The sequence below is a fragment of the Rheinheimera sp. genome (genome assembly GCF_037442525.1).
Taxonomy (GTDB): domain Bacteria; phylum Pseudomonadota; class Gammaproteobacteria; order Enterobacterales; family Alteromonadaceae; genus Pararheinheimera.
Genome location: NZ_JBBIQD010000014.1, coordinates 68453 through 88558, shown reverse-complemented (window position 1 = coordinate 88558; position 20106 = coordinate 68453). Strand labels below are relative to the sequence as shown.

Below are 20106 nucleotides of genomic sequence, written 5' to 3'. Positions count from 1 at the left end.
CACCACCAGAGTCGCTTTCGCTTCACCCCGTCGGCATGGCGCGCATTATAGGGAGCTTCCAACTTTACGCAAGCGATAAAATGACATTTTGATGATAACCACGCTCAACCGCTCAACAAACGAACGAAATGTTCATTTATTGGCTGATATCGACCAATTTAACCGGAATTAAACCTTAAATTGGCTCACGAGTTGTTGCAGATCCTGGCTAAGTCGATGGAGCTGGCGGGTGGATTCATCACATCGGCTGATGGTATTGGCTGTCTGATGAACCAAATCACTCATCGTATGTACATTTTTATCTACTTCTGAAGCTACTGCGCTTTGTTGCTCTGCAGCTGTGGCTATGTGGGCGTTCATGTCAGCAATCTGCGCCATCGACTGACTAATGGTAGTGAGTGCCTGCTGAACCTGGTCGGCGCGTTCTATGTTCTGTAATGCTGAAGACTGACTAAGTTGAACTGAATTTGTCATGCGTTGGGTATCATTTTGTAGCTGAGCAATGATACCGGCAATTTCCTGAGTTGATTGTTGCGTGCGATACGCCAATGTCCGAACTTCATCAGCGACCACCGAAAAACCCCGTCCATGCTCACCAGCCCGTGCAGCTTCTATAGCAGCATTTAACGCCAGCAGATTAGTTTGATCGGCAAGCTGATTGATGATGCTCAGGACCTGATTAATATTCTGTGACGCCTGGTACAGTGATTGAGCCACTTCTGCGCTCTGCTCTATGGTTTCCCTTTGACTTTCAATACTCTTCACTGTGTTCTGCATCAGTTGCAGCCCCTGACTGGTCAGTTGACCTACCTGCTCAGTCTCCCGATTCGCCAATTCCGCACTTTGAGCCACTTCTGAAATCGCAGAACTCATTTGAGTAATAGCAGTGGCGACCATATCTGTTTCCTGACGCTGCTGACTACCTTCGTGATTGATCTGAGTGGCTATCTGACTGACTTGGTCAGCATTTTGGTTTAATGATACCGCTGTATCGCCGACGGTCTTGATTAAAGCCGCTATTTTTCCGACAAAAAGGTTAAAAGAAGAAACCAACCTGCCCAGTTCATCCTGACCCTGATAATCCAGCCGAACCGTTAAATCGCCTTCACCTCTGGCAATATCATGCATCGCATCAACCACTTTGGTCAGAGGAATAATTACGGAACGCGACACTAACCAGCTGATTACCGCTAAAGCCAGGATAATAATGACCGCTAAACTCAGTAACTTTGCCATAACCTGATAAAACGCAGTCTCAGCATCATCCACATAGATGCCTGTACCGACAATCCAGCCCCAGGGTTTAAACAATTCAACGTGAGTGATCTTTGGCACCGGCTCTGTCGCCCCTGGCTTGGGCCAGTTATAAAACACACTATGCTCGCCATCGTCGGCGACACCATCAGCCATGTCTTTAAACAGGAGATTTCCTTCTTTATCCTTGAAGTCGGCTACACTGGTGCCATTTAAATCGGGGCGAAACGGATGCATCAGCATCTGAACTTGCTGGTCAATGACAAAATAATAATCATCTTCTTTATAGCGGATATCTTGCAGCGCTTTGAGTGCCAGGGCTTTGGCCTGTTCCTCAGTCAGTTCAGCACTGTTTACTTTAGCATGATAAGAAGCCACGATATCTGTTGCCACCTGCGCCAGATACTGAGTTGATAAACGCTTTTCTTCGAGAATGGTTGTTTTCAGCCCAGACAGTACCAAAACACAGAGTAAAATCTGGCCGATCACTGCGACAACTAAAATGCTTGCAAGACGGGTTTTTATTGTCAGACGAGACAGCATAAGACTAGCTAACCTGAAGAATAATTAGCTCAACCATAGATGTGGCAGGTTCATCTGTAAACTGACTATGCGGGAAATTTGAAATAAAACTGAGATGTATTAAAAATTTAATTAGAGTTGGTGCCGGGGGGGGGACTCGAACCCCCACGCCGTGAAGCGCTAACACCTGAAGCTAGTGTGTCTACCAATTCCACCACCGCGGCCAAGCGTCGCTGACGGCGTGCATATTATGCGTCACAAGCGCACTCGTCAACTGAACAACGCAAAATTTCTGAGTTTTTTCGGCTGATTGCCGAAATGTTCAGCAACGACGAACAAAATGCTGTATTTCAGCCAAAAAAAGAGGTGAACCCTGTTCACCTCTTCTTCATCTATAGCTCAACTCAGTATTTCGATTTCTTTAACAAGCCAATCTCTTCCAGGCGTTGCAACAGGTAATCGTTTGAGTTGATAGACTCAGGGTAACGGTTTGGCCGCTCCGCACTGATACAGCTATCCAGAGTTTCGATGACATAATCCGGGTTTGGATGCATAAAAAACGGAATAGAGTAACGAGGCTGACCTGCTGCAGCTCCGGCAGGATTGACCACCCGATGAGTGGTAGAGGGCAGCACATGATTGGTCAGGCGCTGCAGCATGTCTCCAATATTCACAACTATGGTGCCTTCAATGGTCGTCACTGGCAACCAGCTGCCGTCACGGCGCAGAATTTCCAACCCTGATTCATGCGATCCCACCAGAAGCGTGATCAGGTTGATATCTTCATGCTGACCCGCACGAATCGACTGAGTCGATGTGTCCTGAATTGGTGGGTAGTGAATAGGACGCAAAATAGAATTGCCGTAATTCACTTTATCGTCAAAGAAGTGTTCATCCTGCTGCAGGAACAAAGCTAAAGCTTGCAGAACCTGAGTACCCAACTGCTCCAGCGCCTGATACAGAGCATAAGTTGCTTCTTTAAATTCTGGCACTTCAGTTGGCCATAAATTCGGATACAAACATTCGTGCGGCGCCGGGCCAGACAACTCACGGCCGACGTGCCAGAATTCTTTCAAATCAGGATGGTTGCTGTCTTTGGCTTTCTCAACACCAAACCCTGTGTAACCACGAGCTCCGCCCTGGCCTGGCACGTGGTAAGCGCGTTTTACTTCAGTCGGCAACGCAAAGAATTTTTTAATTGCTTTGTAGGTGTTGTCCACCACTTCATCTGGAATACCGTGGCCACTGATGCCACAGAAACCAAACTCAGTGTAGGCCTTGCCAATTTCGGCAACAAAGTTGTCTTTGTCGGTGGCAAACCGTCTGATGTCCAGCGTAGGGACTTGTTGTTGAGTCATAGTTGTAACCCGTGTTTTAACTTAACGAGAAGAAAAAGCCTGCAATAGCCGCACTCATCAAATTCGCCAGAGTGGCGGCAAGCAAAGCTTTCAGACCAAGTTCTGCAATGTCCGATCGACGATTCGGAGCCATCACGCCCAAGCCACCTAACAGAATGGCAATAGACGAGAAGTTTGCAAAACCACACAACGCGATAGTCACGATCACCTGAGTATGATCACTCAGCTGACCTGCCTTCACGTATTCAATAAAATCCAGATAAGCCACAAACTCGTTAATCACCAGTTTCTGACCAATAAAACTACCCGCAAGACGGGCTTCTTCCCAGGACACACCAAGCACAAAGGCTAACGGCTGGAACACATAACCAAAGATCTGCTGCAGCGTTAAACCTTCAATGCCCACCAAGCCCCCCATCCAACCAATCAGACCATTCACCATGGCGATCAGACCCACAAATGCCAACAGCATGGCGCCTACATTTAACGCCAGTTGTAAACCGCTGGCTGCACCTGAGGCTGCTGCATCAATCACATTGGTATTTTTTTCCATCGCCACAGCAGCCGCTAAATCATCTTTCGGCGTTTCAGTTTCAGGCAACAGCAATTTCGCCATCAATAAACCGCCAGGAGCAGCCATGAAACTGGCTGCGATCAGGTACTTCAGTTCGACCCCCATGCCCGCATAACCGGCCAGTACAGAACCCGCAACAGACGACAAACCACCCACCATCACGGCAAAAAGTTCAGAGCGGGTCATTGACGGAATAAAAGGTTTCACGACTAACGGCGCTTCCGTCTGCCCCACAAAAATATTGGCAGCAGAGTTCATCGACTCTGGACGACTGGTTCCGAGTAGCTTCTGGAGGCCTCCACCTAACACGCTGATAATGACCCGCATCACACCAATGTGATACAGCACAGCAATCAGCGACGAGAAGAAGATGATTACGGTGAGCACATGAATGGCAAATACAAAACCATACTTTTGCGCACCGGCATCGCCAAATAAAAATACAATACCTTGTTGGGCATAACTGATAATTTGCCCGACAAAACCAGAAATGCTCAACAGCACATCTTTACCAAAAGGCACATAAAGTACAAAAGCACCAATGGCCATCTGGATCAGGAAAGCGCCAACAACGGTGCGCCATTTGATTTGGCTTCGGTGAGCCGAAAACAAATAAGCCGTTAACAAGATGGCAACGATGCCAACTAAACTCATCATAATTATTCCTTGGATACGGGGCCCGGTTTACCGCCGGCTCATTGTTCTAGTGATGCCAAGTCCATAGAATAGCATCAAAAGATCAAGTAGTTACAGTTTCCTAGCGGGAGCAGATTAGTCGAAAGACTCAACGTAAAACTGCCTGAATTGCTGTTCTGGGGTTGTCTAAACTTGACGTTTTGCCGCGCGATTATAACAGAATTGTATTGATTGCAAAGCTGTGAACAGAGGGGAAACGACGGGTTACAGCCTGAAGTGCCCTTCCCCGTCCGTTGCGGTTATTCCGCCAATAGCTGCCGGATCTTGGTTTTAATAATATCGATGGCAATTTCATTTTTGCCGCCGCGAGTCACCACCAAATCAGCAAATTGCTTGGACGGGTTAATAAACTCAAAAAAAGCTGGCCGTACGTAGTTTTCATACTGCTCAGTGACAGAACCTAAAGTCCGGCCCCTGTCCTCCATATCTCGTTTGATCCGGCGTAGCAGACAAACATCCAGCGGGGTATCCATAAAAACGGTGATATTAAACTGCTGCCGAAGTTTTTCGTCCGTTAACAGCAGAATACCTTCGACCAGCACCACCTTGGCCGGATGAACACGGATAGTTTCAGCTTTCCGGGTATGAGTTTTGTAGCAATACTGAGGCATTTCAACCGCATGTCCGGCTTTTAATTGCTGTAAATGGGCCGCCAGCAATTCATGTTCAAAAGCGGCAGGATGGTCATAGTTGGTCAGGCAACGCTGTTCAAAGGATAAGTGATCCTGATTACGGTAATAGGCATCTTCAGCGAGCACAGCGATGCGCTCTCCACCCAATTCAGCCACCAATTCCTGGTACACAGTGGAGGCAAATAAACTTTTTCCAGATGCGGAGGCGCCAGCAATGGCAATAATGGTACTTTTGGCCACAAAAACCTGCCTGTTCACAATGAATCGCGGCATTATCCGAAAATATGGCTACAAAATAAATAAAAAAAACCCGGAATCTACGATTCCGGGTTTTTGTTTAACAGACGACCAACTTATCAGAAGTTATACTTGACACCAAGTTTGATATTCCAGGTTGATTCGCTCACATCAAATCTATCAAAGTTTTTAGTGTTTGTGCCACCAAAAGCTTCCTGTAATACGTATTGTCCCTGAGCGTTAACATCAAAGTCATACAGTATACGCTGAGGGAAAGCCATACTATACGATTTACCCCAGTCGTCATTCAGCAGATTAGCGAAGTTATCGATCACAAAGTACAACTTACCTTTGTGTCCCTCAACCAGGCCCGGCAACTCTTGAGTAATCGCTAAATCCATGGTGGTCAGCCAAGGTTGGTTTGAAGAATATTTCTCAATATAATCACCTGCATAACCATCTACGCCAGCTGCAGCCGCAATAGCCATGATTTCGTCGTAACTCAAGCCATTAACAAAATCAAAAGCCGGATCGCTAGCACTTGACGGCAAGTATGGTAAGTAAATATCCGCATCGTCAAAGTTTGGCTGGTCACCCAAATCGCCGTCCTGGAACGCTCCTAAAGTCCACGAGAAAGGTTCACCTGAACGTCGTTCGAAGAACAAGTTAAAATTCGTTGCATAGCCGGCGAAAAACTCATGCTTGTAGCCCAGATTGACAACAAACCGGTGCTCTATTTCATAATAGGCACGACCTAACAATGGCTCGTTCCGGTTCTTTGTTACTTCAAACTGATAGTTAGACTCTGCAGTCGAACTTGTCCCCGGATTCACTTCAGTGATGTCTTGGTTCGTATAAGAAGTACTCAGAGAAATACCGTTATCCCACTCTTTCTGTAAAGATGAAGTGAGAATCACACTGCGACCACCGTTATCGATGTTGCGCAGCTCAATATCCCAGTTTTGAGCCAGACCGCCTTGATAAACAGAACCCCAGATAGTCCGTCCGTCAACGGTTTCACCTGTTTTGACACGGGAAATATCAACCCAATATGGCGCGTCTTCACGATCTACATAAGTGATTTCGTTTGTCCAGGCAAAACCTTCACCGAGAACAGGTAAATCAAATACGTAATCTACTGCAAACTGATAGCGCCAGTCTGAAGGCATTTTGAAACCGTCAGCGATGGTGTTAGTGCTACCAGCACCTGGTACCATTGAATCCATTACAGCCTGTGGTACCCGAGTGAAGTCTACGTTAGCTGGATTTCGAATTGCATCACGGACCACGGTAGGATTCGCGTTTACTTTTGTAAAACCGTCGTTGGTGTAGGCGTTAGACACCCATACCAGCGGCATACCGCCACTAAAACGCCCTACACCACCACGCAAGGTGACGTCGTCTGCTACATTCCAGGTAAAACCTAAACGAGGCAACAGGATGTCTGTACCGTCCATGTTTTCAGTGTTGGCATAACCATAGGTATCAACAAAGTTTTCGTTTAATTTAGGTTCGCCACTTACAGTTAACAATTCATAACGTAAACCAGCTGTCACCATAAAATCAGTGAACAATTCAAAGGTTGCTTCACCATATAAAGAGTACTGCAAACTGTCTACATCGTAAGCAATATCCTGCAGGTTGTTGGTGTAGGCATTGCTGTATACCAAGCTTGTCGGAGCTTTGGCTTCAAACTCTTCGATACTGTTGAATGTCCAGGTACCCGCACCATGACGACCATATAAGTTGTAGTTCCATACGTCTTCGATTTCGCCACCAAACTTGTATTCAACGTCACCAGCTAAATAAGTAGAGTGAATACCTAAAGTCATGGTTTTGTTTTCAAGCACGTTGGCATGGCGGTTTTCATCGCGACCCGCAACAATGTCGGCACCATTTTGAGAACCAGGAGCTACGTCAATGTTAATCTCACCCCAGTTAGAAGCGGTGTTTGATGCCTGAGCATAGTCTTTATAAGTCCAGCTGATTTCAGTGGAGAAATCAGCCGACCAATCGGAGTAAAGGTGCGTAGAGATGAAGGTAGTTTCAGAATCCTGAGACCAACCGTTAGACGCAAAATTCAGCGTATTGTCTGCATTGGTATAATTACGCGCTGCAGTATTTTCCTGGAACGAATAGGTAAAATCAGCACGATGGTCGCTGTTGATATTCCAATCCAGCTTGAAAAGAATTTTTTCATCACTGTCAGGTGGCGGAGTGCTACCAATTGAGTCCTGCAAACCATAAACGTCGTTCAGAATCGCAATAACTCGATTGGCTTGTTCGATTGTTACATCGTGCCCTTCCAGCGTGTTCAAATCGTAGTTGAATACAACATCTTCTTCCCACTTATCGTAAGCAGCAAAGAAAAACAATTTGTCTTCGACAATAGCTCCACCAAGTGTTGCACCAATAGTTTTTTCTTCATTGTCAACATCAAACTCACGGCCTGCGACTAAATCAGTGTCTTTTGCCTTACCAGACCATGGCACAAATTCATAAAATACAGAGCCTTCCAGCTCATTAGTACCAGACTTTGTGACCACATTGATATTGCCGCCACTGAATTTACCTGCACGAGCTTTAAATGGTGCAAACTCCACGGAAATCTGTTCCACAGCATCCAGTGAAATAGGTGGGCGCTGCGCGGGATAACCATTGGCATTCAGACCAAATGTATCCGCCAGACCAACACCATCGACCGTCAGAGAGTTATATTTTGGATTACTACCTGCGATGCTGAGCTCAGTGCCTGAAGGATCCAAGACAGCCAGAGGATTCATTCGGACAACATCTTTAATATCACGGTTGAATGTCGCAGAGTTGCCAATTTGCTCTTCACCGAAATAGCTGGCTGAGCCGCTATTGGAGAAGAAATCACGGGTACCCGTAACCGTAATAGTTTCTACGTCTTGCTTTGCTGCTAACTCAGTATTTAGCTGCAAAGGTTTGTTCATATCAAGGTAAATATTTTCAATCACCTTACCTTCATAGCCAGAGTTTTTAACAATAATTGTGTAAGGACCGCCAACACGCAAACCACTTACGTTGAACTGACCTGTACTATTTACTGCAAGCTCTTTAACCGAGCCTGACGGCGTATGAATGATAGTAAGAGTAGTACCTACAGCAGGGTTTCCCTGAGGGTCAACAATCGCACCACGTATTGCCGAAGATTGGCCTGTATTCGCCAAAGCCACATTACTAGCACCCAGTGCTAAAGTAATGGCAAGAGCTATATGCTTAATTTTCATATCGTTTTTCACCTGGTAGTTGTAAATTCTTTATTTAGCCAAGCCAAAGGCAATCCGGCCTTTAATTTGGGCAAAAAATATAACGCAGAATTATTACGTTTTTTTTACGATTTGCCAGGCGCAAACGGAACTTCTTATAAGGTTAAGTGTCACGCCAGGCTGTCACGCAAGTGTAACATAGGAAAGTTAAAAGTCGTACAGTGCTTAAGGGTATTGGTCGGATCTGTAATTTAAATGTCAACAGACGTAAAAAAATGTAGCTTGGCCTTGGATTTTGCTACTTTCCGAGCGATCACATTAAGCTGGCTCACCTTTTCTGATGGGATATTTTTGTATGAAGTATTTTTTTTCAGCCGTATTGCTGGGCAGTTGTTTAGTGCATTCAGGAGCTTTGATGGCGACAAATAGTCTGAAAGTTGCGACATTTAACGTCAGCATGGAATCGGAAAACTACCTTCCACGAGGCTCAGCCTTACAACCCGCACTGCTCAGCCAGTTGCTGGCAGAGGGCTCACACCCGCAAATCCGCAATATTGCCAGCATTATTCAGCATGTCCGCCCCGATCTGTTACTGCTGAATGAATTCGACTATATCAGCCAACCGGAACAGGGGGTTCAGCTGTTTATCCGCAACTTCCTGCAAAAAGCCCAACATGGGCAAGACCCCATTGATTACCCCTATTTCTACTACTCCACTGTAAATACTGGCCAACCCAGCGGCTTTGATTTGGATAACGATGGCAAAGTATCCGCTAACGGAGCTGATGCCTGGGGTTTTGGTCAATACCCAGGACAGTATGGCATGGTTGTATTATCGCGTTATCCGATAAACCTCAGTAAAAGCAGAACCTTTCAGCACTTTAAGTGGAAAGATATGCCGGGTTACCTGAAAACCAGCAAAGCGGATGGCAGCGACTGGTACTCAGCAGATGCGTGGCAGCAAATGCCATTGTCCTCTAAGTCGCACTGGGATTTACTGATTGATGTGAAAGGGACGCCAGTTCACGTGCTGGTCAGCCACCCGACTCCGCCTGTGTTTGATGGAAAAGAAGACCGTAATGGCAAACGCAACCATGACGAAGTCCGGTTCTGGGTGGATTATCTGTCAGGCAACCAGGCCAACTACATCTACGACGACCAGGGTACTCAAGGCGGCCTGGCCGAGAAGCAACGCTTTGTCGTGTTGGGTGATCTGAACTCGTCAGCCGTCGAAGGTGATTCTTACAAAGAAGCAATCCAAGGCTTAACTGGTCACAGCCGAATTGACAGTAATTTCATTCCTCAAAGCAACGGTGGCAAGGCCAACAGCCCAACCAATCCACAGGGAGCTTACCACACAGCGGCCTGGCGAATGCGGGCGGATTATGTGCTGCCTTCCAGCTACGGCTTTCGCATCAAGAATGGGGGCGTATTCTGGCCGGTCAAAGGCGAAACGTTAGATTTTACTGTAGCGGACCGGGAAAGCAGTTCAGACCATCGGATGGTCTGGTTAGAACTGGAAATAACTGACTAATCGCAGTGTCGTAAGGTAAAAAGGCCTGCAGATGCTGGCCTTTTTGCTACGCAGGTATTAAGCCTGATTCTTCACACAATCAACGAAGTATTCAGTGTTGCCATTGCGCTCTTCTGATACCAACCCATGAATATAAGTTTCAAAACCAGGGAAGCGGCCATTGAACTCACGGGCAAACTTCAGGTAATCCACAATAGTGGTGTTAAACACCTCACCCGGCACCAGCAGCGGAATGCCTGGTGGGTACGGTGTCAGCATCACAGCTGTAATACGGCCAACCAGTTCATCCAGTGGCACTCTGTCCAGCTCTTTGTGCGCCATCGCAGCAAAGGCTTTGGATGGCTTCATCGCCGGAACCAGATCTGACAGATACATTTCGGTCGTCAGTTTGGCTACGTTGTTTTCACGATAAATCTGGTGAATTTGGTCGCACAAGTCTTTCAGGCCAATACGCTCGTACTGCGGGAACTTGGCAATAAACTCAGGCAGTACCCGCCACAATGGCGCGTTTTTATCGTAGTCGTCTTTAAACTGCTGCAGCGCCGTGACCATGGTGTTCCAGCGGCCTTTGGTAATACCGATGGTGAACATAATAAAAAACGAATACAAGCCAGTTTTTTCAATCACCACCCCATGCTCAGACAAGTATTTAGCAACTATGGCCGCAGGAATACCAGTGTCGGCAAAATTACCATCTACGTTCAGGCCAGGCGTCAGTATGGTCGCTTTAATAGGGTCGAGCAGGTTGAAACCTTCGGCTATATCGCCAAAACCATGCCAGCTTTCACCGGCTTTCAGCATCCAGGCATCGCGATGGTCCAAACCTTCCGCCGTTAAATCATCCGGTCCCCACACCTTAAACCACCAGTCGTCGCCGTATTCGTCGTCCACTTTGCGCATAGCGCGGCGGAACTCCAACGCTTCGTCCAGCGATTCTTCCACCAAGGCAGTACCACCGGGCGCTTCCATCATCGCTGCAGCCACGTCACAAGACGCAATAATGGCGTATTGCGGGCTGGTTGAGGTATGCATCAGGTAGGCTTCGTTGAACAAATGCTGATCCAGTTTGTTTTCTTTGGCGTCCTGCACCAGAATTTGTGACGCTTGGGAAATACCAGCCAACAGTTTGTGCGTCGACTGGGTGGAAAACACCATTGACGTCTCACAACGGGGCCGCCCTTCACCTATGGCGTGGTAATCGCCGTAGAAATCATGGAATGCCGCATGGGGCAGCCAGGCTTCATCAAAATGCAGGGTTTCAATTTCGCCATCCAGCAACGATTTAATTTCCTCTACGTTGTAGAGCACCCCGTCATAAGTGGACTGCGTAATGGTTAATACCCGAGGTTTCAGATCCGGATTTTGTTCCAGCTTTTCACGGCAGAATGGGTTCGCCAGCATCTTTTTACGGATGGTTTCCGGGTCAAACTCGCTGCGCGGAATGGGGCCTATGATGCCGTAGTGGTTACGGGTTGGCATTAAAAATACCGGCACCGCACCTGTCATCATAATGGCGTGCAAAATGGATTTATGACAGTTGCGATCCACCACCACAATGTCGCCCGGTGCCACAGTGGAGTTCCAGACGATTTTGTTGGAGGTGGAGGTACCATTGGTGACAAAAAACAAATGGTCGCAGTTAAAAATGCGGGCTGCATTGCGCTCAGACGCCGCCACAGGTCCAGTATGGTCCAGCAATTGACCTAACTCGTCTACCGCATTACACACGTCGGCACGCAGCATGTTTTCGCCAAAAAACTGGTGGAACATCTGACCGACGGGGGATTTCAGAAAGGCAACACCACCTGAGTGTCCAGGGCAATGCCATGAATAGGAACCATCCTGCGCATAATGGGTTAAGGCACGGAAAAATGGCGGCGCCAGGGTATCCAGGTAGCTTTTTGCTTCACGAATAATATGGCGGGCGACAAACTCAGGCGTGTCTTCGTGCATATGAATGAAACCATGCAGCTCGCGCAGAATAGCGTTTGGAATATGCCGTGAGGTTCGTGTTTCGCCATAAAGGTAAATAGGAATGTCCGGGTTACGGTGACGGATTTTCTCAACAAAACCTTTCAGGTTTTCCAGCACTGACGCTGAGTCTTCTGCGCTGCCTCCACCAAACTCCTCGTCATCAATGGACAGGATAAAACCAGCCGCCCGGCTTTGTTGCTGTGCAAAGGATGTTAAATCTCCATAACTTGTATAGCCGACCACATCCATACCTTCAGCTTCAATAGCCGCAGCCAGTTCACGAATGCCAGAACCACTGGTGTTTTCAGAGCGGAAATCTTCGTCAATGATGATAATTGGGAAATAAAAACGCATGGCGTTCCCCACAGCAGTTAAAAGTGCGCAAAGGATACTGCATTTTGAGGAAAATTCCTCTAACTGACGCGGCAAAAAACCTAAATGACAGGCCAATGAATTTTGCAGGTCACCGGATTGAATACGTATTCAGCCCCAGACGCGTGCTGCCGTCACAAAACTGCCATCACATAAGCGCATAATGCCTCTGTGCTCTCCCAGCACGGATGTGTTCTTGAATAAACCCTGTTGTTTTACGAGGCTGAATACAGCCTCGTTTTTTTTGCATGGTTAAGCAGAATACATAGGTCATCTTACCTGCTCTATCTGGCCGTTTCGCCAGCCAATTCCTGCTCAACAGAGCGCAATTGTCTCATCTGTTTTAACACCCATTGCTGACGTTTATAGACATAAGGGGAGGGGCGGTTTACTTTAAAACGCAGTGGATTCGGTAATACTGCAGCCAACAGCGCTGCTTCCTGGCGGCTGAGTCTGGCAGCGGACTTGCCGAAGAAATGCCCGGCAGCGGCTTCCACGCCATAGATACCTGGACCAAACTCGACACTATTCAGATAAACTTCAAGAATACGCTGCTTGCCCCATACCAGTTCTATCAACACTGTAAAACCCGATTCCAGCCCTTTGCGCAACCAACTGCGCCCGGACCAGAGAAACACATTTTTTGCGGTTTGCTGGCTGATAGTCGAAGCGCCACGCACTTTATTGCCTTTGCTGTTGTACACCAGCGCTTTCTCAATGGCTGCCATATCAAAACCATAATGGTCAGCAAACTTCTGATCTTCAGCGGCCACAACAGCCTGTTTGGCATGGCGCGAGATTTGGTCGTAAGGTACCCAGTGATGTTGGCGTTTGTACTCTTGGCCCAGCCACCAAGACTCTATCTGGCGCTCCAGCATCAACCCCGTGTAGGGTACAGGCAGAAAACTCAGCAGCAACACCCAGGTCAATACCAGCAACAGGCTCCAACGCAACAATTTCAGCAGTAATAAACCGAACGACTTCAGCACCTTAACCTCCATGACTCTGCATTCAGACTAAAGGCTGGCAAAGCTCAGGTAAAGGGCTGGTCGAGAAAATGCATTGCTGAAGTTGTAGAAGTCAGGAACGGCCATCCGCAGCTTTTTGCAACAGTTGCCGGCTTTCATGCAAAAACTCTGTGGCTAATTCACCAAAAAACTGTTGGCCTTTGGCAAATTCAGCCATTAAGCCGGCTTTATCTCTGGCCGCCAGCAGGTGCGATAAGCGGTTAAATCTGTGCTGATAGCGCTGCAACAATAAAGTGACTTCAGCAGAAGACAACATAATATCGGCATATAACTCAGCATTCTGTGCAAAAAGCCGGCCTACCATCGCCAGCTCCAACCGGTAAATTGGTGAGCTCAACTCCAGCAATTGCTGTAAATCAGCCTGCTCTTCAGCCAGATGTACGCCATAAACCAAAGAACTGAAGTGGCGCATGGCCTGAATTAACTGCATCAGCTCGTCATGCTGCTGCGCAGTTTTTTCTGTCAGCACAGCTCCCCAGACCCGCAGTTGTTGCAACAGCCACTGACAGGATTCTTGCTGGCGACCCGGCGTCACCACCACCACCTGTTTAGCAATATTCGAGATATCCGGCCCAAACATGGGATGCAACCCCAGCACCGGGCCGCTATGAACCTCCAGCATGGCTTGCAGTGGACCTGTTTTAGTACTGGTTAAATCGGCAAGAATAGCCTCTGGAGCCAATTGCGGTAGCTGGCGGATCACCTGTTCAGTCAGGGCTATGGGCACGGCCACTAATACCAATACAGCGCCAGAGATCAACTGAGCCGCTTCAGCCTGATTATCTGACTCCAGAATTTCAACCTGATAACCAGAGCGGCGAAACAGGCTGACAAAACGGCTGCCCAATGCGCCTGCCCCTCCAACAACAACTACTTTATCCCCGGGTTGACGGCAGCAGACAAAGCCTGCTTCCTGAGTCTGGTAGGATTCACGCATCACTCTGCGCAGCACATCTTCAACCAAATCAGCCGACACGCCTGCCTGCTCAGCGTCAGCGCGCCTTGCTTTCAGCAACGCCTGTTCCCGCTCAGGCACATACAAAGGCAAAGCGTGTTGTTGCTTCACCCGCCCGACTTCAGCCGTGATCTGCGCCCGACGAGCCAGCAGCTGGACCAGTTGACTATCCACTTCATCAATCTGCTGCCGCAGAGGCAACAACGCAGACATAGGATCAGACACAGCTCTCTCCTGAGGTTAAGCAGCCGTCACAGCCGCAGAAAGTTCCTGTTCCAGCTCCGCCAGTAAAGCCGCTGTACTGCCCCAATCAATGCAGGCATCTGTCACTGACACGCCGTACAATTCCGCTTTGCCGTCCACTATGTCCTGACGGCCAGCATGGATATGGCTTTCCAGCATAATGCCGATAATATTCTGGTTGCCGTCGCGGCGCTGCCGGATCACCTCTTTGGCCACTAAAGGTTGCCTATTGTGGTCTTTATTCGAATTACCGTGGCTGCAGTCAATCACCAAACCAAGCGGCAAATTGTGTTTCTTCAGTGCAGCTAAAGCGGCTTCGACACTCTGTTCATCATAATTGGGTTTGCTGCCGCCACGCAGTATCACATGACCATCCGGATTGCCTGCTGTTTGCACTAAAGCAACCTGACCTTTTTGGTTGATACCAATAAAACTATGGCCGCTGGCGGCCGACTGCAATGCATTCAGGGCAATACTCAGGTTGCCGTCAGTGCCATTTTTAAAACCAACCGGCATCGACAAGCCACTGGCCATTTCCCTGTGGGTCTGGGATTCCACAGTACGGGCGCCAACTGCAGCCCAACTAATCAGATCGGATAAGTACTGTGGGCTGATCGGATCCAGTGCTTCAGTCGCCGCAGGCAGCTCCATCTCCACCAGTTCCAGCAACAGCTTCCGCCCTTTGGTCAGACCCGTTTCTAAATCAAAGGAATCATTCAGGTGCGGATCATTAATAAAACCTTTCCAGCCCACAGTGGTTCTTGGCTTCTCAAAGTACACCCGCATCACAATGTACAGGCTGTCTATATATTGCAGCTGCAGTTGCTTGAGGCGACGGGCGTAATCCATAGCGGAAACAGGATCATGAATAGAACAGGGACCGGTGATCACCAGTAAACGCGAGTCACGACCATGAATAATGTCAGCGATGTCCTGACGGGCCCTTTGCACAAAACCAGCGCCTTTATCGGATAAAGGTAAGGCCTGCTTCAGTACTGAAGGCGGACTAAGCAGGGTTTCTGAAGTGATACGTAAATCATCTACTATTTTGCTCATAAAGTGCTCCTGTAGCCTGTTGCGTTGCCAAAGCGCCGGGCTGCATTTGCCAAATCAAGAGCAAAACTGCCGTAAACATTTATTGCCAACACGTATAATATAAATTACAAAACAACAGCATGATAAAAACCAAAGAAGACCAAGTCAACCAAGTAATCCATAAAAAATCAGCAAAACACTCAAAAACAAGAAAAACAAAAAAAGTACAATTATATTTACATATAATTATTCAAGAGAAAAACATACGTCACAGGCCTGAATTACTAAACTAAAGGTAAGTGCTGCACCGGAGATCCACCATGACAGCTCAGGCCTCCCCCCCTCTGCCCAGTTTTGACGAATTACTCCAACTTGCCCGTCAGGCTCCCCAGCAATTGGAGCTACTCCAGCAACAACTGAATTTGGAAATGCTTGAAGCTCAGACCTCCGCTGAAGGCCGCTTGGCTATGGAGCGATTGTTGTTCAGAATCCAGGCTCAGCACAGGCATTGCGTTGCACCTTTAATTCGTTTGCAACGAACTTATGAGTTAATGCTCGGTCATATCTACCTGATGCAGCAGCAACTGCAACAATTGAATTCTGAGCAGAACCCCAGCCGTGACAGCGCCACAGTCCTGAAATTCCCTGCGGTAAAACTGTTTTCAGAACAGGAAAAATAAAGAAGAAAAAAGTAAGTGACAGTGATGACACTTCTCGTCTAGAATTGATAAAAATAAAAAATATGATACTGCACAATAGGATATGAGCAAAAGTAAACACACTGAACCATTGCTGTCCACTCAACAAGCTGCTGATTTGCTTGGGGTTTCTTTACGTACAGTGCAACTCTGGGTCGAAAAAGGTGCCCTGGATGCGTGGAAAACACCAGGTGGACATCGTCGGGTCACTCAATCTTCCGTTGAGCGTTTGCTGCTGAAAAATCAGACATTACCAGCTGATAATTCGGTGCGTATTCTGTTGGCCGAAGATGACGAATTGCTCAAGCAGTTGTACAGCCTGCAAATTGAATCCTGGGGCTTACCTATTACTCTGGAATCTGTCACCAATGGTATCGCTGGTTTGCTTAAAATTGGTGAATGGGCGCCGCAAATTCTGATCACCGATCTGCAAATGCCTGAGCTGGATGGATTTCAGATGATCCGCGAATTGCAGCAATCTCCCCGCCATGAGCACATGAAAGTGATTGTGGTTACGGCGCTGACAGATGCTGAAATTGCAGCAGCCGGTGGCTTGCCTGACAATGTGCAACTGATGCGTAAACCTCTGTTGTTCAGTGACTTAAAAGAACGTCTTGAACAACTGCTGAGCGAGCTGCGATAAGCAGCTCAGAGCGCTTTGCGTGGCGGCAACGCCACATTCGCGAAAATAAAGCCTGCGACCAGTGACATAAAGATCAAAAAGGTTTGCTGGCCTAAGCCATCCGTGGCAACCATTTGCTGCCCCGAAACAAAGGCGTTTAACCCAATATAGGTTTTACTGCCCGGTACCAGGACGATCATGCCCTGCAAAGAGACAATACTGCCCGGTGCATTCATCAGTCGGTTGAATAAGTTACCGTACAACCCCACAGCAAAAGCACCGACAAAAGCCCCCAATGCCAGTCCAAGATAATGGGCTCCCCATAAACTGGCGGCATATGCAATAAAACCCGATAAAATGCCCCAGAATGCATGCCTTAACCGGGCTTTAAACACGACAACCAAACTGCCACACAAAATAGCAATGGCCAGCCAACTGGTCCAGGCCGGTACGGACGGCGCCAGCTCAGGAGGGATCTGACCAAACAGTGCCTGGCCGAAGGCAACCCCAAGGAAAGCACCAAACGAGAGTTTAAACAGCAGCATAATGGCATCCATGATCCGGGCAGTCCCAGACACCAGATGGCGAGCGGCCAACTCTGCCAACCCCAGAGTTAACGCCAGACCAGGAATAAACACAATAATGGAGGACAACACCACCAAAGGTACATTGATCATTGGATCCAAATACAAGAACACTGCAGTGGCAGCCAACGCAGATACCAACGCCACCAATGGCTCAAGCATGTGAGCGACCCGCCTGGAACGTTCCGACCAGAGGACAAACAAATACACCAATAGACTCAGTAAGCATGCCCAGAATACATCATGCCAGCTGGCTCTCATCAACATGGCAAAAGCACCACCGGAAGCGCCAAACGCAGCAAAGGTCGCCCAGCGCGAATAAGGGTTCGGCGCATTGGCTATTTCTTCCAGCTTCAAATCAACGTCCCGTAACGTCATTTTGCTACTGGCTAGCGCGTCGACCAGCTCATCCACTTTCGACAATGAACCTAAATCCAGTTCGCCCGGACTGACCCTGGCCACATGGGTGTACTCGTTGTCATCACCGGGGATCCATAACACGAAAGTCAGCACTGTGGGAGTGATGGCAAAAGAGGCGCCTATATGAAGCAATTTGGCAATTTCCTGCAAATGGGACTCCAGCCGGTATGCTGGCGTGCCGAATTTATGCAACATTTTGCCTAATCTGACGATAAAACGACGTTTTTCAATAAAGCTGGCGGCGTCCAAGGGATGGATCTCAGAAAGTTGTCCTGCAGCTTATTGTAGTGATATTTTTTGAAGCAGCCCAGAGCCATGAGCAATAAGTGATTGATTCAATGCAAAGTTATTCATTAGAGCGCGACAATAGCCATTGATACTCCTGGTGCAGTAACTGAAAATCGGCTTTGTCACCTCCCCGGTCGGGGTGCAACAGCAAAGCCAGTTGTCGATACCGGCGTTTAATATCTGCTGCCATGCAGTCCAGAGGAAGCTGCCATTTGTCTTTTAAGTTTGCGGTATCCAGGTGTGGGTTTTGCCGGTACAGTTCCAGTTTTTGCCAGAATGCGTCTAACAAAGACGCCAGCCGTTCATCCGTCATTGCAACAAAGTTCTGCCAGTCCAGATAATATGCCGCCTTATCAGCTTGTTCTGACCAAAGGGCAGGCAAATTGGTATGACTTGAACCAAAAGGAAACACCCGGACTTTGGCATAGCCTATCCATAACAGGGCAATTTCCTGTTGCTGCCATTGCTGTTGCAATAAAAACAGATGATGGTACAGCACAAAATGCTGCTGAAAGAGCAAATTATTCAGCTCGCTTCGTTCTGAGGACGGAAAGAATGCCTCAAGCTGGCTGAGTAACCATTGCTCACTAATTTCCTGATCGGACTGCAATAGCAATGCTTCCAGGTGATTCAGTAATTCAGGGAGGCGGGATGCATGCATAAGGGCAATAAAAAAAGGCTGCCCTGAGGCAGCCTTCCGTGCTTAGTTAAGCTTTTCGCGGATACGCGCTGATTTACCTGAACGATCGCGTAAGAAGTACAGCTTGGCACGACGTACGGCACCACGACGTTTCAACGTGATGCTGTCGATCAGCGGGCTGTGCGTCTGGAATACACGCTCAACGCCTTCGCCGTTCGAAATTTTACGTACTGTGAATGAAGAGTGCAGACCACGGTTACGCTTAGCGATAACCACGCCTTCATACGCCTGCAGACGTACTTTGTCACCTTCTTTAACTTTAACCTGAACCACAACTGTGTCACCTGGTGCAAACGCAGGAACGTCTTGTTTCAGCTGTTCGGTTTCAAGTTCTTTGATGATGTTTTGGCTAACTTTGCTCATAACAATCTCACTTTACCTGGAATTAACTATCGTGTTGCTGCAACGCCTGGTGTTCCTTTTGGAACTCATCCAGTAATTTGCGTTGCTCCTTAGTCAGAGCCAGGGCATTTAACATATCCGGCCGTCTTAACCAGGTCCTGCCTAAGGACTGTTTCAGACGCCAGCGTCTTATATTTTCATGGTGTCCGCTCAGCAACACCGGCGGAACCTCTTTGCCATCTAACACTTCTGGTCTTGTATAGTGTGGGCAGTCTAACAAACCGGACGCAAAGGAGTCCTGTTCAGCGGACTGTTCATGCCCAAGTACACCTGGTACCAGTCGCGACACCGCATCAATCAGCGTCATCGCAGGCAATTCGCCCCCACTCAGCACGTAATCACCAATTGACCATTCTTCATCAATCTCGTTTTCGATTACGCGTTCATCAATGCCTTCGTAACGGCCTGCTACTAAGAGCAGTTTCGGGTACCGGGCCAGTTCCTGTACACCTTGTTGATCCAGTTTGCGGCCTTGCGGCGACAAATAAATCGTGTGTACATTTCCCCCTGCAGCCTGTTTGGCAGCGCGAATCGCGTCTGTCAGTGGCTGCACCATCATCAGCATACCAGGCCCGCCACCATAAGGTCTGTCATCGACGGTTTTGTGTTTGTCCGAGGTAAAATCCCGCGGGTTCCAACACTCCACCTGAAGCAGCCCTTGTTTCACGGCCCTGCTGGTAACTCCGGATTGCGTAATGGCATCAAACATTTGTGGAAAGAGTGTAATCACTCCGACCCACAAAGA

16 protein-coding genes and 1 tRNA gene are annotated in these 20106 nt (G+C 48.1%); 3 read left to right on the top strand and 14 right to left on the bottom strand.

Annotated elements, in window-relative coordinates; translation table 11 throughout:
* Positions 1 to 168: 168 nt before the first annotated feature.
* The 6 genes from WKJ03_RS16330 to WKJ03_RS16305 form a co-directional block, all read right to left on the bottom strand.
* The gene (locus WKJ03_RS16330; RefSeq protein ID WP_337843302.1) at positions 169 to 1797 is read right to left on the bottom strand and encodes a methyl-accepting chemotaxis protein; all 1629 of its coding nucleotides are present in this window, start codon (positions 1795 to 1797) and stop codon (positions 169 to 171) included.
* Between the two features lie 118 nt (positions 1798 to 1915).
* Positions 1916 to 2000 (bottom strand) — tRNA-Leu (locus tag WKJ03_RS16325).
* A gap of 180 nt (positions 2001 to 2180) precedes the next feature.
* Positions 2181 to 3134, bottom strand: a complete 954-nt coding sequence (locus WKJ03_RS16320) for a 2-oxoglutarate and iron-dependent oxygenase domain-containing protein (RefSeq protein ID WP_337843301.1) — start codon at positions 3132 to 3134, stop codon at positions 2181 to 2183.
* Between the two features lie 16 nt (positions 3135 to 3150).
* Entirely contained in the window at positions 3151 to 4365 is a 1215-nt protein-coding gene (locus tag WKJ03_RS16315; RefSeq protein WP_337843300.1) for a NupC/NupG family nucleoside CNT transporter, read from the bottom strand.
* Between the two features lie 278 nt (positions 4366 to 4643).
* A complete protein-coding gene (udk, locus tag WKJ03_RS16310; protein ID WP_337843299.1) occupies positions 4644 to 5276 on the bottom strand; it encodes a uridine kinase in 633 nt (210 codons plus the stop codon).
* A gap of 116 nt (positions 5277 to 5392) precedes the next feature.
* Complete coding sequence (locus WKJ03_RS16305; RefSeq protein WP_337843298.1) at positions 5393 to 8527, bottom strand: TonB-dependent receptor; 3135 nt, start codon at positions 8525 to 8527, stop codon at positions 5393 to 5395.
* 394 nt (positions 8528 to 8921) lie between these two features.
* On the opposite strand from WKJ03_RS16305, the gene WKJ03_RS16300 reads away from it, so the two are divergent.
* Positions 8922 to 10040, top strand: coding sequence for an endonuclease/exonuclease/phosphatase family protein (locus WKJ03_RS16300; protein ID WP_337843297.1), 1119 nt, complete (start codon positions 8922 to 8924; stop codon positions 10038 to 10040).
* A gap of 57 nt (positions 10041 to 10097) precedes the next feature.
* Here WKJ03_RS16300 and WKJ03_RS16295 read toward each other — a convergent pair whose 3' ends face one another.
* The 4 genes from WKJ03_RS16295 to WKJ03_RS16280 all read right to left on the bottom strand — a co-directional run bounded on the left by WKJ03_RS16295 (position 10098) and on the right by WKJ03_RS16280 (position 15668).
* Positions 10098 to 12368 (bottom strand): arginine/lysine/ornithine decarboxylase, encoded by a 2271-nt coding sequence (locus WKJ03_RS16295; RefSeq protein WP_337843296.1) that lies wholly within the window; start codon positions 12366 to 12368, stop codon positions 10098 to 10100.
* A 302-nt stretch (positions 12369 to 12670) separates the two neighbouring features.
* On the bottom strand, positions 12671 to 13375 hold the full coding sequence (mtgA, locus tag WKJ03_RS16290) for a monofunctional biosynthetic peptidoglycan transglycosylase (RefSeq protein ID WP_337843295.1): 705 nt from the start codon (positions 13373 to 13375) through the stop codon (positions 12671 to 12673).
* A gap of 91 nt (positions 13376 to 13466) precedes the next feature.
* Positions 13467 to 14594: a bifunctional chorismate mutase/prephenate dehydrogenase gene (tyrA, locus tag WKJ03_RS16285; RefSeq protein WP_337843294.1), complete on the bottom strand. Its 1128-nt coding sequence runs from the start codon at positions 14592 to 14594 to the stop codon at positions 13467 to 13469.
* Positions 14595 to 14609: 15 nt separating this feature from the next.
* Complete coding sequence (locus WKJ03_RS16280; RefSeq protein WP_337843293.1) at positions 14610 to 15668, bottom strand: 3-deoxy-7-phosphoheptulonate synthase; 1059 nt, start codon at positions 15666 to 15668, stop codon at positions 14610 to 14612.
* A 299-nt stretch (positions 15669 to 15967) separates the two neighbouring features.
* On the opposite strand from WKJ03_RS16280, the gene WKJ03_RS16275 reads away from it, so the two are divergent.
* Together WKJ03_RS16275 and WKJ03_RS16270 are read left to right on the top strand one after the other, a co-directional pair.
* A complete protein-coding gene (locus WKJ03_RS16275) occupies positions 15968 to 16327 on the top strand; it encodes a DUF3135 domain-containing protein (RefSeq protein WP_337843292.1) in 360 nt (119 codons plus the stop codon).
* An 82-nt stretch (positions 16328 to 16409) separates the two neighbouring features.
* Entirely contained in the window at positions 16410 to 16988 is a 579-nt protein-coding gene (locus tag WKJ03_RS16270; RefSeq protein WP_337843291.1) for a response regulator, read from the top strand.
* Between the two features lie 5 nt (positions 16989 to 16993).
* Here WKJ03_RS16270 and WKJ03_RS16265 read toward each other — a convergent pair whose 3' ends face one another.
* The 4 genes from WKJ03_RS16265 to trmD form a co-directional block, all read right to left on the bottom strand.
* Positions 16994 to 18220 carry a threonine/serine exporter family protein gene (locus tag WKJ03_RS16265; protein WP_337843290.1) on the bottom strand — a complete coding sequence of 409 codons (1227 nt, stop codon included), beginning with the start codon at positions 18218 to 18220 and terminating at the stop codon, positions 16994 to 16996.
* A 97-nt stretch (positions 18221 to 18317) separates the two neighbouring features.
* A complete protein-coding gene (locus WKJ03_RS16260) occupies positions 18318 to 18920 on the bottom strand; it encodes a DNA-J related domain-containing protein (RefSeq protein WP_337843289.1) in 603 nt (200 codons plus the stop codon).
* A 42-nt stretch (positions 18921 to 18962) separates the two neighbouring features.
* Complete coding sequence (gene rplS / locus WKJ03_RS16255) at positions 18963 to 19322, bottom strand: 50S ribosomal protein L19 (protein WP_337843288.1); 360 nt, start codon at positions 19320 to 19322, stop codon at positions 18963 to 18965.
* Positions 19323 to 19344: 22 nt separating this feature from the next.
* Positions 19345 to 20103, bottom strand: a complete 759-nt coding sequence (gene trmD, locus WKJ03_RS16250; RefSeq protein ID WP_337843303.1) for a tRNA (guanosine(37)-N1)-methyltransferase TrmD — start codon at positions 20101 to 20103, stop codon at positions 19345 to 19347.
* Between the last annotated feature and the right edge of the window lie 3 nt (positions 20104 to 20106).